16 protein-coding genes are annotated in these 13,502 nt (G+C 71.3%); 5 read left to right on the top strand and 11 right to left on the bottom strand.

The genetic code is table 11. From position 1 onward, the window contains the following. Positions 1-32 precede the first annotated feature (32 nt). The 4 genes from A3CQ_RS0136490 to A3CQ_RS0136475 all read right to left on the bottom strand — a co-directional run bounded on the left by A3CQ_RS0136490 (position 33) and on the right by A3CQ_RS0136475 (position 3,306). Entirely contained in the window at positions 33-875 is an 843-nt protein-coding gene (locus A3CQ_RS0136490; RefSeq protein ID WP_020515906.1) for a MerR family transcriptional regulator, read from the bottom strand. Between the two features lie 36 nt (positions 876-911). Next, on the bottom strand, positions 912-2,267 hold the full coding sequence (locus tag A3CQ_RS55340) for a serine/threonine-protein kinase (RefSeq protein WP_020515905.1): 1,356 nt from the start codon (positions 2,265-2,267) through the stop codon (positions 912-914). A 76-nt stretch (positions 2,268-2,343) separates the two neighbouring features. Further along, on the bottom strand, positions 2,344-2,913 hold the full coding sequence (locus A3CQ_RS0136480; protein ID WP_026206606.1) for a YdeI/OmpD-associated family protein: 570 nt from the start codon (positions 2,911-2,913) through the stop codon (positions 2,344-2,346). Positions 2,914-2,973: 60 nt separating this feature from the next. Next, on the bottom strand, positions 2,974-3,306 hold the full coding sequence (locus A3CQ_RS0136475; protein ID WP_020515903.1) for a hypothetical protein: 333 nt from the start codon (positions 3,304-3,306) through the stop codon (positions 2,974-2,976). A 320-nt stretch (positions 3,307-3,626) separates the two neighbouring features. Here A3CQ_RS0136475 and A3CQ_RS0136470 point away from each other — a divergent pair, with 320 nt between their 5' ends. Continuing rightward, positions 3,627-3,992, top strand: coding sequence for an STAS domain-containing protein (locus tag A3CQ_RS0136470; protein WP_026206605.1), 366 nt, complete (start codon positions 3,627-3,629; stop codon positions 3,990-3,992). Positions 3,993-3,998: 6 nt separating this feature from the next. On the opposite strand, the gene surE is transcribed toward A3CQ_RS0136470, so the two are convergent. The 4 genes from surE to A3CQ_RS0136450 all read right to left on the bottom strand — a co-directional run bounded on the left by surE (position 3,999) and on the right by A3CQ_RS0136450 (position 7,152). Next, positions 3,999-4,838, bottom strand: coding sequence for a 5'/3'-nucleotidase SurE (surE, locus tag A3CQ_RS0136465; protein WP_020515901.1), 840 nt, complete (start codon positions 4,836-4,838; stop codon positions 3,999-4,001). Then, positions 4,835-5,767: a 1-phosphofructokinase family hexose kinase gene (locus tag A3CQ_RS0136460; protein WP_020515900.1), complete on the bottom strand. Its 933-nt coding sequence runs from the start codon at positions 5,765-5,767 to the stop codon at positions 4,835-4,837. The genes surE and A3CQ_RS0136460 overlap by 4 nt, the downstream gene beginning before the upstream one ends. 63 nt (positions 5,768-5,830) lie before the next feature. Beyond that, a complete protein-coding gene (locus A3CQ_RS0136455; protein WP_020515899.1) occupies positions 5,831-6,142 on the bottom strand; it encodes a hypothetical protein in 312 nt (103 codons plus the stop codon). 95 nt (positions 6,143-6,237) lie between these two features. Then, the gene (locus A3CQ_RS0136450; protein ID WP_020515898.1) at positions 6,238-7,152 is read right to left on the bottom strand and encodes a cation diffusion facilitator family transporter; all 915 of its coding nucleotides are present in this window, start codon (positions 7,150-7,152) and stop codon (positions 6,238-6,240) included. A gap of 139 nt (positions 7,153-7,291) precedes the next feature. Between A3CQ_RS0136450 and A3CQ_RS0136445 the strand changes: the two genes are divergently transcribed. Beyond that, positions 7,292-8,206: an SMP-30/gluconolactonase/LRE family protein gene (locus tag A3CQ_RS0136445; protein ID WP_020515897.1), complete on the top strand. Its 915-nt coding sequence runs from the start codon at positions 7,292-7,294 to the stop codon at positions 8,204-8,206. On the opposite strand, the gene A3CQ_RS0136440 is transcribed toward A3CQ_RS0136445, so the two are convergent. After that, a complete protein-coding gene (locus A3CQ_RS0136440) occupies positions 8,193-10,322 on the bottom strand; it encodes a HelD family protein (RefSeq protein WP_020515896.1) in 2,130 nt (709 codons plus the stop codon). The genes A3CQ_RS0136445 and A3CQ_RS0136440 overlap by 14 nt on opposite strands. 113 nt (positions 10,323-10,435) lie before the next feature. Here A3CQ_RS0136440 and A3CQ_RS0136435 point away from each other — a divergent pair, with 113 nt between their 5' ends. Further along, positions 10,436-10,759, top strand: a complete 324-nt coding sequence (locus tag A3CQ_RS0136435; protein WP_026206603.1) for an ArsR/SmtB family transcription factor — start codon at positions 10,436-10,438, stop codon at positions 10,757-10,759. After that, positions 10,756-11,202: an SRPBCC family protein gene (locus A3CQ_RS0136430; RefSeq protein ID WP_020515894.1), complete on the top strand. Its 447-nt coding sequence runs from the start codon at positions 10,756-10,758 to the stop codon at positions 11,200-11,202. Before A3CQ_RS0136435 ends, A3CQ_RS0136430 begins: the two co-directional genes overlap by 4 nt. Here A3CQ_RS0136430 and A3CQ_RS0136425 read toward each other — a convergent pair. After that, a complete protein-coding gene (locus A3CQ_RS0136425; RefSeq protein WP_040433718.1) occupies positions 11,199-12,164 on the bottom strand; it encodes an alpha/beta fold hydrolase in 966 nt (321 codons plus the stop codon). The two genes, A3CQ_RS0136430 and A3CQ_RS0136425, sit on opposite strands and share 4 nt — an antisense overlap. 194 nt (positions 12,165-12,358) lie before the next feature. Between A3CQ_RS0136425 and A3CQ_RS0136420 the strand changes: the two genes are divergently transcribed. After that, positions 12,359-12,979 carry a carbonic anhydrase gene (locus A3CQ_RS0136420; RefSeq protein ID WP_020515892.1) on the top strand — a complete coding sequence of 207 codons (621 nt, stop codon included), beginning with the start codon at positions 12,359-12,361 and terminating at the stop codon, positions 12,977-12,979. Positions 12,980-13,258: 279 nt separating this feature from the next. Here A3CQ_RS0136420 and A3CQ_RS62310 read toward each other — a convergent pair. Continuing rightward, positions 13,259-13,502: hypothetical protein (locus A3CQ_RS62310; protein ID WP_211216747.1), on the bottom strand; the 244-nt coding region annotated here is incomplete at its 5' end.

Below are 13,502 nucleotides of genomic sequence, written 5' to 3'. Positions count from 1 at the left end.
AAGGGGGGCGCGCGAGGCGCGCCCCCCTTCTCTCAGCGGGTTACCGGGACCTGCATCTCGGTGACCCACTTGTCGAACTCGCCGGGTGGGCAGTCGAGGTAGACCTCGCGGGCGAAGCCCGGGTCGACCGTGCGGTAGCCGTTGTCGTCGATCCAGTTCGCGATCTTCTGGCCGGTGCGGAACGCCTCGGACATCGAGCCTTCGTGCAGCGCCGTCGCCGCCTGCTCGATCGCCGGCAGCGTGACCACGTCGAAGCCGGGGTCGCCGCTCACCTCGGCGTCGCCGATCGGGAACGCCGCGTGCACGGTGATCGTCTCGTCGCCCGGCCCGGTGGGGGCGGGCAGGTAGTACGCGATCGGCGCCGCGCACATCGCGACCCCGCTCTTCTCCATCAGCTCCATCAGCCGCGGATAGAGCGGACTGAGATTTTCCGTGATCGACGTCGGATGGTCGTAGCCGAGCGCGGTCGCCGACAGCTCCGCGACCCGCAGCGGCGGCAGCTTCTTGAGCACGACGTCACCGGTGTCCATGTGTCCCTCGCTTTCGATCATGCGGAGACGCGCGTCGACCAGTGCCAGGCGTGCCCGGTCCTGCCGCACCTGTGCCTCGAGCTCGGCCCGGCGCAGGCGCAGCATGCCCCGCAGCTCGCCGGCGTCGACCTTCTCCTCGATCAGCGTCTGCACCTGCTGCAGCGTGAAGCCGAGGTCCTTGAGGGCGATCACCCGGTTGAGCAGCTTCAGCTGGCTCGCCGTGTAGTAGCGGTAGCCGCTGGACGGGTCCACATGGGCGGGCCGAAGCAGACCGATGGCGTCGTAGTGGCGCAGCATCCGCACCGACACCCGGCCCAGGCCGGCGAAGTCTCCAATACTGAACATGGTTCCTCTACCTTCCGGCCTGACACAGTGTGAGGGTCAACTGCCCTGCGCCGCTCCCGTCGTCGGATCGGTCGTCGTCGGCGTGGTCGGATCGGTGGTGGCCGGGGTGGTCGGCGCCGTCGAGGTGGGCGGGGTCGTCGGCGTCTTGCTGGGCGTGGGGCTGGTCGACGCGGAGGCGCTCGCCGACGCCGACGCGCTCGCCGGTTTCGACGTGCCCCGTCCCGTCGAGTTCGGCCGGGTGCGCGCGCTCGAGGTGACTGCGGACGGCTCGGGGATCGCGGGCGCCGTGTTTTGCGGCTGGGTCTCGGTGGGCACCGGGTTGAGCGGGTTGTCCACGTGGTTGGAACCGTCGCTGGGGCTGAAGATGATGGCCATGGTCACGCCGAGGGCCAGCACGACCAATGCCACGATCCCCGCGAGTACGGCGGTCTGGCTGGGCGGCTGCCGGCGCGGCGACGGCGGCGACGCCGGTATCAGCAGGTCGCGGGGGACCGCCGCGGTGCGGGTGGGTGCCGCCGGGCTGAGCGGGGCGAGCATCGTCGTGCCGGTCATCCGCTTCCAGTCGAGCGGTCCGGCCGCCTCGAACGCCGCCTCGGCGAACTCGGCCGCGGTCGCGAACCGGTCGGCCGGCTGCTTGGCCATGGCCCGCGAGATCAGTTCGCGCACCGCGGGCGGCACGTGGGCCGGCAGCGGCTCGGGCTCGTCCTCGAGGTGGCGCAGGGCCACCTGCAGCGCGTTGTCGCCGTCGAAGGGCGGGTACCCCGCGATGCAGTGGTACGCCACCGCGCCGAGCGCGTAGATGTCCGTGGCGGCGGTGACCTTGCCCTTGGCGACCTGCTCGGGCGCCATGTAGAGGGCCGTGCCGACGATCGCGTTCAGCTGTGTGACGCTGGTCACGGCGGCCGAGCGGGCGACGCCGAAGTCGACCAGCACGACCGCGCCGCTCGGCCGGACGATCAGGTTGCCCGGCTTGACGTCGCGGTGCACCACGCCGACCTCGTGTGCGGCGTGCAGCGCGTCGGCGGCCTGCGCCACGATCGACATGGTCTCGGTGACGGGCATCGGGCCCTGCCGGACCCGGGCGGAGAGCGGCTCGCCCTCCACGTACGCCATGACCAGGTACGCGACCTGCTCCTCGCCGGTGTCGTCGGCGTCGGCGTAGTCGTACACCTCGACGACCCCGGGATGGCGGAACGAGGCCATCATGCGGGCCTCGCCGTAGAAGCGCGCCGAGAACTCGGGATCGCGCAACATCGCGGTCTTGAGCACCTTGACGGCGATCACCCGGCCGAGCACCACGTCGGTGCCCTTCCATACCTCGCCCATGCCACCGGTGGCGATGCGCTCGTCCAACCGATACCGGTTGCCCAGGAGGTTCCCCGCAGACAGCACCGCCGGACCTTATCTAATCGGGTGGCGAAGCAGCCACAGCAAGCGAACGTCGCTCAACTCTACAGACGCCTTCCCACTAGCGTGGGGCCAGAGGAGGCACCCTCTGACCGGTGGCCGAGTCGGCGATGAGCTGGGCAAGGCGGCGCTCCCGCGTCTCCGGTCGCTTGGCGCTGATCACCCAGTGGGTGGCCGCCCGGCGGTAGTACGCCGACTGTGCCGAGAACCACTCCCACGCGGCCGGTTCGGCCCGGAAACGGGCGGTCTGCTCGGCGTCGAAGGTGCCGTCCTGCTCGTACGAGTACGCCGGGGCCTGGTCGGCCTTGCGCTCCTCGAACGCCCTGGTCCCGGCCGGGGCCATCAGGCCGCGCTCGGTGAGCTCGGCGATCTTGGCGATGTTCACCGCGCTCCACACGCTGCCCTTGCGGCGCGGCGTGAACCGAACCCGGTAGGACCGCTCGTCGAGGCTGCGGCTCACGCTGTCGATCCAGCCGAAACAGAGCGCCTGCTCGATCGCCTCGGGGTGGGAGACGCCGGCGCGGCCGGAGCCCTTCTTCCAGTACCCCACGAACAACTCGGGCGCCGAGTCATGATTCGCCTCGAACCAGGCGCGCAGGTCGGCGGCCGTATCGAAGAACAACGCGTCCACCGGCACAGCGTAGGGCCGCCGGGCGGCAAAGGGCTCCGCCCGGCGGCTGATCTTCGATCGCTAGTGGCCCGCGACGATCGTGGCCGTCTCGGCCAGTTCCTGTTCCTCCTGGGCCGCCTGGCGGGCCAGCGCCCGCCGCGCGTAGGCCGCGGCGGCCCACCCGGCGGCGACGCCGGCCAGCGCGGTCAGCGCCAGCAGGCCCCACGGGCGGCCCGGGCGGCGCCCGGCCAGCGCGTCGGCCGCGGCGACGGCCCGCCGCCACGCCTCGTCGGCCAGATCATGACCCCGGTCGGTGGCGACGGACGCCGCCTCGCCGGCCGAGGACATGGCCGACGACAGATACTCCCACGCCTCTTCGGCGGTTCGCTCGGCTTTGCTGCTCGTCGAGAACATCGTCTGTTTTCTCCTCCTGCGCTTCGCCGTACCTCGGTCACCTGCCCATATGCGCCAAGTGGCAAACGTGTCCGCTGTGGACGCCATCACGTTTCGGAAACGACTGGACGGGCCCCGGTAGTCTTGACGCGGTTCACACGGGTCACTCAGGTGGCTAACAGGTTTGGGGCCTAACCTTTCGGTCAGTCTCACCGAACCTTTTGGGGATGGTCTCGGCCGCCCCCGGCGCGAGCCCGCGAGCGGCATTGCACTACGCTGCGTCGCGGCCCGCGCACAGAGGAGCTGACGCCCGGGCAACCGGGCGGGTGGAGGGAATTGGCGTGACGCTGTCGATAATGACGTCGACGCTTGCCGACGGTGTGGTGGAGGTTTCGCCCAGCGGCGAGATCGACGTGGAGAACGCATACGAGATCCGGGAAGCCGTGGCGGCGCAGCTCGCCGAGGGCCAGCCCGTTCGCATCGAGCTCAACCTGCACGACGTAACGTTCATCGACTCCGTGGGCATCAGTGCTCTCGTGGCCGCCTTCCAGCTCGCCCAGGTCAGCGAGGTCAAGCTGATCGTCACCCGGCCCAGCCGGTTCGCGCATCGTCAGCTTTGGGTGACCGGCCTGCTCGGCCTCTTCGGCAACCCGCAGCCGCACGACGACGGCGCCGAGAGCGCGCGGCCGGCGGTCTCCGCGTCGTAAGGGGTCTCACAGCGCCGGGGAGTGCACCTCCACCGTCTCGAGGTTGAAGCGGACGTCCGCGGCCTCCACCGGGGCGCGTAACGGGGTCACCACGGCGAAGTGCTCGGCCAGGGCGGCCAGGTCCGTCTGCGGCTCCAGCAGGTCGTCCGCGGCCTGCACGGCGGTGCGCACGAACCCCTCGCCGGCCTCGGCGATGCTCATCTGCACCTGGCCGAACTGCGCGAGCGAGGCCCGGCGCAGCCCGCGGATCCCGTCCAGGTGCAGGTCGGGCACGTTGAGGTTGAAGACGGTGCCGGCGGCCGTGTGCCGTAGCGTCGGGATCAGCCGCACGGCGAGCTCGGCCGCGCTGCTCCAGTGCCGCTTCTCGTCGTCGGCCTCGCTGATCACGTCCATCGCGGCGCCTCCGCTGCGCGACGACGCCACCCGCGGCGAGAGCACGTCCAGCGAGACGGCGAGGCCGTGCAGACCCGCGTACGAGGCCGTCAGGGTGGCCCCGACCGTGCCGGAGTGCACGACCGCCGAGCCGGCGTTGGCGCCCCGGTTGATGCCGGAGAGGACCATCTCCGGCGGCTCGCCGAAGGCCTCCCGCAGCGCGAGAAGCACGATGTACGCCGGTGACGCCGCCACCGCGTACGCCGAAATGTGCCGGGCCCCGGTGAGCTCGCGCTTGTGCAGAATGATCTTGCCGTGCTCCTCGATCGCGGTCATCGCGGCGCTGGAGCCGCTCGACTCGGTGACCGGCGCGGCCACGACCACGTCGTGCCCCTCCCGGGCGGCGGCCCGCGCCAGGTAGCGGAGGCCGGGCGAGTCGATGCCGTCGTCGTTGGTGACCAGGATTCGTGTCATCGTGCCTTCTTGATCGGGGTGAGCTTGATCCGCTCGGTGAGCACCTGGACGGCGTCCAGATGTCCCGTGCCGAGACCGTGCCGGGTGACGTTCAGCGCGCCGGCGGCCGCCCCGGTGCGTACCGCCTCGCTCATCTCGCCGCCACGAGCGAGCACGGCGGCCACACCGGCCGTCATCGAGTCGCCGGCGCCGCGGCCGTCGGTGGGGGTCAGCTTGGGCGTGCCGACCCGGTAGATCTCCTCGTTGATCAGCGCGAGGGCGCCCGCGTCCGCCCGCGACACCAGCGCCGCCTCGGCGCCGTCGTCGTGCAGCTTGAGCAGCGCGCTGGTGAGGTTCTTCTCGGAGTCGTCGGCCGAGAGCCCGTCGGCGATGAGCTCCTCGTGGCTGACCTTCACGACGTTGAGGCCGGCCGACAGGACCGCCTTGAGGTGCTCGCCGCACAGGTCGGCGATCACCCGGCAGCCGTTGGCCCGCAGGTCGGCGGCGAGGCGGCGGTAGACGTCGGGCTTGATCACCGAGGGGTGCGCCGGGCCGCTGAGGATGGCGATGCCGGCCCGCAGCCCCTCGGCGAGGGCGAGGTTGTAGAGCTCGTCCAGCTCGTGCCGGGTCAGCGGGGAGCCGGCGATCTCGGCGATCGAGTGGCGCTGGCCGTCGCGGCGGTCGTGCACGTACCAGCCGCTGCCGGTCTCGCGCGGGACCGTGCGCAGCGTGACGCCCTTGAAGTCGAGCAGGGGCTTGAGGACCCGGCCGACCTCACCGCCCACCGCGGCGCAGAGGATCACCTCGGCGCCGAGCGAGGTGATCATGCGGGTCTGCCAGATGCCCTGCCCGCCCGGGTGGACGTGCAGCTCCGGCTGGTCGTACTGCTGCTCGATGGTCACGGTCAGCTGAGGTGCCGGCGCGAAGACCATGACCCGAGCGTCGCTCATATCCGACATTGTCCACTTTTGCGGGCGGCCGGGTCCGGCAAATCCCGCAAAAGCGATTAAGTCTCAGAGTTCGAAGGCTTCGCTGGTGAGCTCGTGCAGCGGGTCGAGGAATTCCGGGTGCTGCCGCAGCAGGTCCTCGAGGCGCACCCGCCACTTGCCGGCCTCGACGTCGGCGGCGTACCGGTCGCCGCCGGTCTCGACGAGCGCGGTGAGCAGGCGCTGGCGGGTGTCGGCGAACTGGCCGTAGACCTCGCTGCCGAGCCGCGCGAGCACGTGGGCCGCGAACTGCTCGGAATGCGGGCTGCCGGCGGCTCGGACGAAGGCGCGGGCGCCGTCCCATGCGACGCGCGGCTGGTGCGTGACCGTTGGGGTCATGACTGTGTCCCTCCGTGATGGCATGGCCACCAAGCGTAGGGAGATGGCCAGCGTGGGATCATGATGCTCGCGATCTGTGATGATCGCCATACCCGTCACCAGCCGGCCGGCGCGCACTTCCCGGTCGTGCCGACGGGCTCGACCTGCAGCGTGGCGTGCTCGATCGCGAAGTCGTCGTGCAGGGCCTCGCGGGCCGAGTCGAGGACCGTGGCGAGCTCGGCCGCGGGCTCGAGGCTCAGGTGGGCCGAGGCCACGTCCATGCCCGAGGTCAGCGTCCAGACGTGCAGGTCGTGCACGTCGCAGACGCCGGGGACGGCGGCCAGCCGGGCGCGCACCGCGGTCATGTCCAGGTGCTCGGGGGCGGCCTGGACGAGGATCCGCACGGCCGAGCGGCCGAGCGCGAAGGTGCGCGGCAGGATCATGAGGGCCACCAGGACGGCGACGATCGGGTCCGCGTACGACCAGCCGGTGAGTCCGATGATCACGGCGGCCACGATGACCCCGGCCGAGCCGAGCAGGTCGCCGACCACCTCGAGGTACGCCCCGCGGACGTTGATGCTCTCCTGAGCGCCCGCGCGCAGCATCCAGAAGGCGATCACGTTGATCACCAGGCCGCCGGCGGCCACGATCAGCATCGGCCCGGCCGGCACCTCCGGCGGGTCGGTGAACCGGCGGACGGCCTCGACCAGCACGAAACCGGCCACGGCGGTGAGCAGCACGGCGTTGGCCAGCGCGGCGAGCACCTCGAGCCGGTAGAGCCCGAACGTGCGGTGCGAGTCGGTGGCGGCCCGGCCGGCCGCGGTGATCGCGGCGAGGGCCATGGCTATCCCGAGCACGTCGGTGAACATGTGCCCGGCGTCCGACAGCAGGGCCAGCGAGCCGGTGATGATCGCGGCGGCCGCCTCGACCAGCATGAACGCGGCCAGCAGGCCGGCGGCCCACCAGAGACGCGTGCGGTGCCGGGCGCCGGCGCGCAACGCCTGCGTCCCGTGGTCGTGCCCGGCTCCCATGCAGTCAACCCTCCGTCGCGGAGACCCGCCTCGGCCAATGTATGCGGACATCGCTATATATGCAACTCGAACCGAACCGGATCCCACGGGGTATGCAATCGACGACAACCCAAAAGCTCCGCCTGGAAAGGGATAATCCGTGTCCAGACGTACTCTCGCGATTGTCATCTCCACCGCCCTGGCCGTGGTGCTGGGCGCGCCGCCGGCGGTGGCGCATTCCACCTCCTCCGTCACCCTCGCCCTCCCGAACGGATTCCAGCCGGAGGGCATCGCCATCGGCGAGCGGCCGTACGCCTACTTCGGCTCTCGCCTCGACGGCGACATTCTCCGGGTCGGCCTGGTCACCGGCGAGCGCCGCGTGATCACTCAGGGCCCCGGCACCCCGTCGCTCGGCCTGAAGATCGACAAGCAGGAGCGCCTCTTCGTGGCCGGCGGCAACGGCGGCAACGCCCGCGTCATCGACACCCACAACGGCAAGGTGCTCAAGTCGTACACCCTGCAGACCTCGCCGTCGTTCATCAACGACGTGGTGCTGACCGGTGAGGCCGCCTGGTTCACCGACTCCACGAACCCGGTCCTGTTCAAGCTCGCGCTCGGCCGGAAAGGCAAGCTGCCGGCCGAGGCCGTGCGCGTGCCGATCACCGGCGACATGGTCTACGCCACCGGCACCAACGCCAACGGCATCGCCGAGACGCCGGACGGCAAGGCCCTGATCGTGGTGCAGTCCAACACCGGCCAGTTGTTCAGGGTCGGCTACAACGGCAAGTCCAAGGAGATCGACCTCGGCGGCCAGAACGTGCTCAACGGGGATGGTCTCTGGCTCCGCGGCAGCACCCTGTACGTCGTGCAGAACCGCCTCAACCTGATCGCCAAGATCCAGCTCAGCAAGGACGCGATCAAGGGCAGGGTCGTCTCCAGCACCACCGACAAGGCGTTCGACGTCCCCACCACGATCGCCGAGTACGGCAAGCGCTTCTACCTTCCCAACGCCCGGTTCACCACCCCGGCGACGCCGGACACCACTTACAACGCCGTCGGGATCAGGATCCCGTAGGTAGCCAGTCGGCCGTCGTGCCGACCGTGGTCAGGCGCTGGGTGGCCCGGGACAGGGCGACGTAGAGCGTGCGGATCCCGGCCGCGTCCCGGGTGAGCGCCGCCGGCTCGACCAGCACGACGGCGTCGTACTCCATGCCCTTGGCCTCCAGAGCCGTGACCACCTGGACCCGCTCGGGCAGCCCGGCCACCCACTCGGCCATCTCGTCCCGGCGCGGCACCGGCGTGATCACCCCGATCGTGCCGTCCACCTCGTTCAGCTGCTTCTCGGCCAGCTCGCGCACCAGGCCGGGCAGCCCGGCCCGGTCGGTGATCACGTCGACCGGCTCGACCCCGGTGCTGCGCACGGCCCTCGGCAGCGGCAGGTCCGGCATGATCGTCCGGATCACCTTGGCCGCCTCGGCGAAGATCTCCGACGAGTTCCGGTAGTTCGTGGTCAGCGCGTAGCTGTTGCGCTTGCGCGAGCCGAGCGCACGGTCGCGGGAGCGGTCGAGCTCGGCCGGGTCACCGGCCCACGCGGTCTGCGCCGGGTCGCCCACGATCGTCCAGGACGCGTACTGGCCGCGGCGGCCGATCATCCGCCACTGCATCGGCGAGACGTCCTGCGACTCGTCCACGACAACGTGCGCGTAGTCACGGTAGTCGTCGTCGCGCTGGACCTGCTGGGCGCGGGCGGCGGCCTGGCGGTCGGCGTACGTGCTGACCTCCTGGATGCCGTCGCGCACGTGGAACGGGTTCCTGGTCTTCTTCTGCGGCTGGCGCGGGCGGCCCATGATCTCGTCGAGCTCGTCGAGCAGCGCCACGTCGGCGATCGTCGGGCCCTGGGTGGCCAGCGCGTCGAACGAGCCCTGCAGTGTCGCGATCTCCTCCCGGGAGAGCAGGCCGTTGGCGTAGTGGCGCAGCCGGCCGGGCTCGGCCAGCCAGCGCAGCACCCGCATCGGGGTGAAGCGCGGCCACCACGCCTTGAGGAAGTCCCGGAAGTCGGTGCGGTCGGCCAGCTCGGCCTCGAAGTCGGGCTTCTCCGGCAGCCCGGTGACCTTGGCCTGCCGGGCCTGCGTCCAGAGCGCGTCGAAGATCCGGTCGAAGCCATGCCCGCGCACCTCGTTGCGCCGCGCGCCCCGCGGCAGCGCCTTGCGCCGGATCTCGTCCAGCTGGCGCGCGTCCAGCCGCAGCAGCGTGCCCCGGTAGAGCAGGCGCAGCTCGCCGGGCCCGCCCGGGACCCCGTCGTGCGAGGCGCGCTCGAGCACCCGCCGCATCCGCAGCGACCCCTTGATCGCGGCGACCGGGCCGGGGTCGACCCGGGCGGCGTCGTAGCCGACGACCAGCGACCCGAGCGACCGCAGCGTCGCCGTGTCCTCGCCGAGCGAGGGCAGCACGGTCGCGATGTAGTCGACGAAGACGCCGGACGGCCCGACGACGAGGATGCCGCCGCCGGCGAACCGGCTGCGGTCGGAGTACAGCAGGTAGGCCGCCCGGTGCAGGGCCACGGCCGTCTTTCCGGTGCCGGGCCCGCCGGTCACGATCGTCACTCCCGAGGCGGGGGAGCGGATCGCCTCGTCCTGCTCGTGCTGGATCGTGGCGACGATGTCGCGCATGCCCCGGCCGGTCGCCTTGGACAGGCTGGCCAGCAGCGCGCCGTCGCCGACCACCCGCATCCCGGGCGGCGCGGCCTCGGGGTCGAGCAGGTCGTCCTCGATGCCGATGACGGTTTCCCGGCTCGACTGGATCATGCGGCGGCGCACCACGCCGAGAGGCTCGGCCGCGGTCGCCCGGTAGAAGGCCGCGGCCGCGGGCGCGCGCCAGTCGACGACCAGCGGCTGCGAGTCCTCGTCGCGGATGCCCATCCGGCCGACGTAGTGGGTGGCGCCGGTCTTGAGATCGAGGCGGCCGAAGACCAGGCCCTCGTACTCGGTGTCGAGGGCGTGCCGGCGGCGGGCGGCGTGGAAGACCATCGCGTCCCGCTCGACCAGCGCGCCGAACGTGCCGACGCCGGCCAGCCGGTAGCCCTCTTTCTCGGCTCGCGACGCATCCCGGCGCAGCTCGACGAGGCGGGCGTAAACCCGGTCCACGTGCTGCTGCTCGATCGCGATCTCTTGCTGGAGGACGGTGTCGCTCAAGGTGGGTCGATCTCCCTGCCTAAAACTGAGCTTCCCAAAAAAAGGGGGCAATCGAACTTACTCCTATTGGCCAGGTCCTTGACAGTCGGGTCCCCGCGCGGATACTTAAGCGAGTGCTTAACCATCAGCTCGACCTCATGTACGGCGCCCTCGCCGACGGCAGCCGCCGCACGATGGTCGACCGGCTCAGCCGCGGCCCGGCCACGGTCAAGCAGCTCGCCGAGCCGCTGACCATGTCGCTGCCGGCCGTACTGCAGCATCTGCGCGTGCTGGAGGAGAGCGGCCTGGTCAGCTCGGAAAAGGTCGGCCGGGTCCGCACCTGCCGCCTGCAGCCGGCCGCGCTGCAGGCGGCCGAGCAGTGGATCGCCGACCGCCGGGCCGGATGGGTCAGCCGCCTCGACCGCCTCGAAGAGTTTTTGAACGGAGAAGAGCAATGACCGAGCGTTCCGCACTGCACGACACGTTCCGTATCGACCGGCACTTCGACGCCGCTCCCGCCCGGGTCTTCCGCGCGTTCGCCGACCCGCAGGCCAAGGCCAAGTGGTTCGGCGGCCCGATGGAGATGAAACGGGAGTCCTTCGACTTCAGCGAGGGCGGCCGGGAGGCGACCGAGTCGCGCTTCGGCGACGGCACCACCTTCGGGTACTACGCGACGTACACCGACATCGTCCCGGACGAGCGGATCGTCTACACGTACGAGATGACCATGAATGGCAAGCGCATCTCCGTCTCGGTCGCCACCATCGAGCTGCGCGCGGCCGCCGACGGCACCGACTTCACGCTGACCGAGCAGGGGGTCTACCTCGACGGGCTGGACAACCCCGCGCAGCGCAAGCAGGGCACCGAGGAGCTCATGGACGCCCTCGCCAAGTCGCTCTAGGCCGCCCGGCCGTCCACTCGGCCGGCCTTGCGGGCGCGCTTGGCGCGGCGGTGACGCTCGCCCGGCGTGCTCGCCCCGGCCCGCTCGACGATCGACGCGAGAGCGGCCGACACCTCGGCGTGCCGCTCGAGGATCAGCATGTGCCCGGCGCCGGGGAAGACGGTGAGCTCGGTGCCGGGCAGCGCGTCGGCGATCCCCTCCGCGCACGGCGGCGGGGTGAGCCGGTCGCGGTCCCCGACCAGCACCGCGGCCGGCAGGTCACCGAGCCGGGCCAGCGTGTCGAGCCGCTGCTGCTCGCCGATCGAGGCCCGGAAGCCGCCGATCGACCGCAGCGTCGTCCGCCCCACCGATTTCATGGTCATCCGGAGGGCGGCGTCCTCGTACACGTCACCGAAGAGCAGCCAGCGCAGGGCCGGCCGCAGCGCCGGGATGAGCGCGCGGTGGGGACGCCAGGCGCCCGAGCGGGCCAGCACGCCCGCGCCGAACGTCTCGCCGGCCCGCATCACGGCGGCCAGGCGCGGCGGCAGGCCGTACCGCGTGTGTGCGGTGCCCTCCGCGGTCGTCGACACGAACAGCAGCCCGGCCACCCGCTCCGCGAACTCGTCGGGGTGGCCGTGCGCGTACTCCATGATCGTCATGCCGCCCATCGAGTGCCCGGCCAGCACCACCGGCCCGTGCGGTGCCAGCCGTCGCAGCACCTCGGCCAGATCGTTGCCGAGCTGCCCCAGTGTGGTGGTCTCGAGCCCGGTCGTTTCCGAGCGCCCGTGCCCGCGCGCGTCGAAGGCGATGATCCGGGGCGGTCGTGGCATGCGCAGGAGGGCGGCGATCTGGTTGTGCCACGTGCGCCGGTGCAGGCACCAGCCGTGCATCAGAACGACGGTGACCTGCGCCTCCGCCGGACCCCAGGACTCCACGCAGAGGGTGACACCGTCGCTCAGGGTCAGAGCTGATCGCTCGGACATGGGCACCTCCGCGAGAAACACGGCCCCGTTGTACCCACGGGTAATAATCATCGCTCGCGATCAGGCCCTCCGCCACCGCAGCCAGCGCTTTTATGGCCATTTGCCCTACCGGTCGCAAGCCGCTCGGACATCAGCATTCGGTGACTTGCCTCGCACTCCCTGTTCCTCGGGCCGAAGTTGACGAGAATTTCGGCATGACCATCGACCCGTCGGCCCCGTCGCCCCCGCCGATCACCAACGCCGCCGACGCCCTGGCCGAGTTGGTCGCGGGCAACAAGCGCTTCGTCAGTGGCCGTCCGGAGCATGGCCATCGGGTCTCCGCGGCCGCCGCCGCCTCGGGCGGCCAGCAGCCGCACGCGGTCGTCGTCGGCTGCATCGACTCCCGGGTGCCCCTCGAAGCGATCTTCGACCAGACCTTCGGCTCGATCTGCGTGGTCCGCTCCGGCGCCCACGTCCTGGACCGGGCCGTCCTGGGCTCCATCGACTTCGCCGTGGCCAAGCTCGGCGTCCCCTTGATCATGGTCCTGGGCCACAAACGCTGCGGCGCCGTCCAATCCACCGTCGAGGCCCTGCGCACCAACAACCGCCCCGCCGGCGACATCGGCTACCTGGTCGACCAGATCGCCCCCGCCGTCACCACCATCGGCCTCGACGATCCAGACGTGGCCGACAAGGCGATGCGAGCCCACGTCCAGCGCACCACCGCCCGCATGCAGGACATCACCGGCGTCCCCGAGGCCATGGCCGCCGGCCGGGTGGACGTCGTGGGCGCTGTCTACGACCTCGACACCGGCCTGGTGGACCTACTTCCTTAAATTCCCCATATCGTACGAATCGACGCAGAGTCCACGAATTCCACCGCGACCTAGCTGCAACCCAAGGCCGCAGCGCGACCGCCGGGCTGAAGTGGTGGGCCGGGCTCCCGCGCCAGCTCCGCGCATGGCCGCGCTCACTGCCGCGACTCCCGCCGGCCGCACGGATCTCCACCCCGCCGCCGGGTGGCCAGTCGTCGCCGCGGCCGGTTGCGCCGTGCGGCCGGTTGCTCTGGGTTGCCACGGGAGGGGTGGCGCGTCGCTGAGCGTGCTGCCGCCCGTCTAGCCGAGCGCATCGGCGTGGCGACGGAACTTGGGCGGCCGAGGCACGCGCCACCACTTGCGCTCGCCGCACCCCGCCCCGCCAACCCACGCGTTTCCGCCCGCCGCGCTGCCTGCCCCGGCTGCGCTGCCTGCCTCGGCTGCGCTGCCTGCCTCGGCTGCGCTGTCTGCCTCGGCTGCGCTGTCTGCCTCGGCTGCGCTGTCTGCCTCGGCTGCGCTGTCTGCCTCGGCTGCGCTGTCTGCC

The organism is Paractinoplanes globisporus DSM 43857 (genome assembly GCF_000379645.1).
Taxonomy (GTDB): Bacteria; Actinomycetota; Actinomycetes; order Mycobacteriales; family Micromonosporaceae; genus Actinoplanes; species Actinoplanes globisporus.
This window is presented reverse-complemented; position numbering and strand designations above follow the sequence as displayed.

Bases quoted from the DNA above. Each gene is read 5' to 3' on its own strand.
- A3CQ_RS0136490 (WP_020515906.1), bottom strand. From the start codon at position 875: ATGTTCAGTATTGGAGACTTCGCCGGCCTGGGCCGGGTGTCGGTGCGG.
- A3CQ_RS0136475 (WP_020515903.1), bottom strand. From the start codon at position 3,306: ATGTTCTCGACGAGCAGCAAAGCCGAGCGAACCGCCGAAGAGGCGTGG.
- surE (WP_020515901.1), bottom strand. From the start codon at position 4,838: ATGACACGAATCCTGGTCACCAACGACGACGGCATCGACTCGCCCGGC.
- A3CQ_RS0136460 (WP_020515900.1), bottom strand. From the start codon at position 5,767: ATGAGCGACGCTCGGGTCATGGTCTTCGCGCCGGCACCTCAGCTGACC.
- A3CQ_RS0136455 (WP_020515899.1), bottom strand. From the start codon at position 6,142: ATGACCCCAACGGTCACGCACCAGCCGCGCGTCGCATGGGACGGCGCC.
- A3CQ_RS0136450 (WP_020515898.1), bottom strand. From the start codon at position 7,152: ATGGGAGCCGGGCACGACCACGGGACGCAGGCGTTGCGCGCCGGCGCC.
- A3CQ_RS0136430 (WP_020515894.1), top strand. From the start codon at position 10,756: ATGACCGAGCGTTCCGCACTGCACGACACGTTCCGTATCGACCGGCAC.
- A3CQ_RS0136425 (WP_040433718.1), bottom strand. From the start codon at position 12,164: ATGTCCGAGCGATCAGCTCTGACCCTGAGCGACGGTGTCACCCTCTGC.
- A3CQ_RS0136420 (WP_020515892.1), top strand. From the start codon at position 12,359: ATGACCATCGACCCGTCGGCCCCGTCGCCCCCGCCGATCACCAACGCC.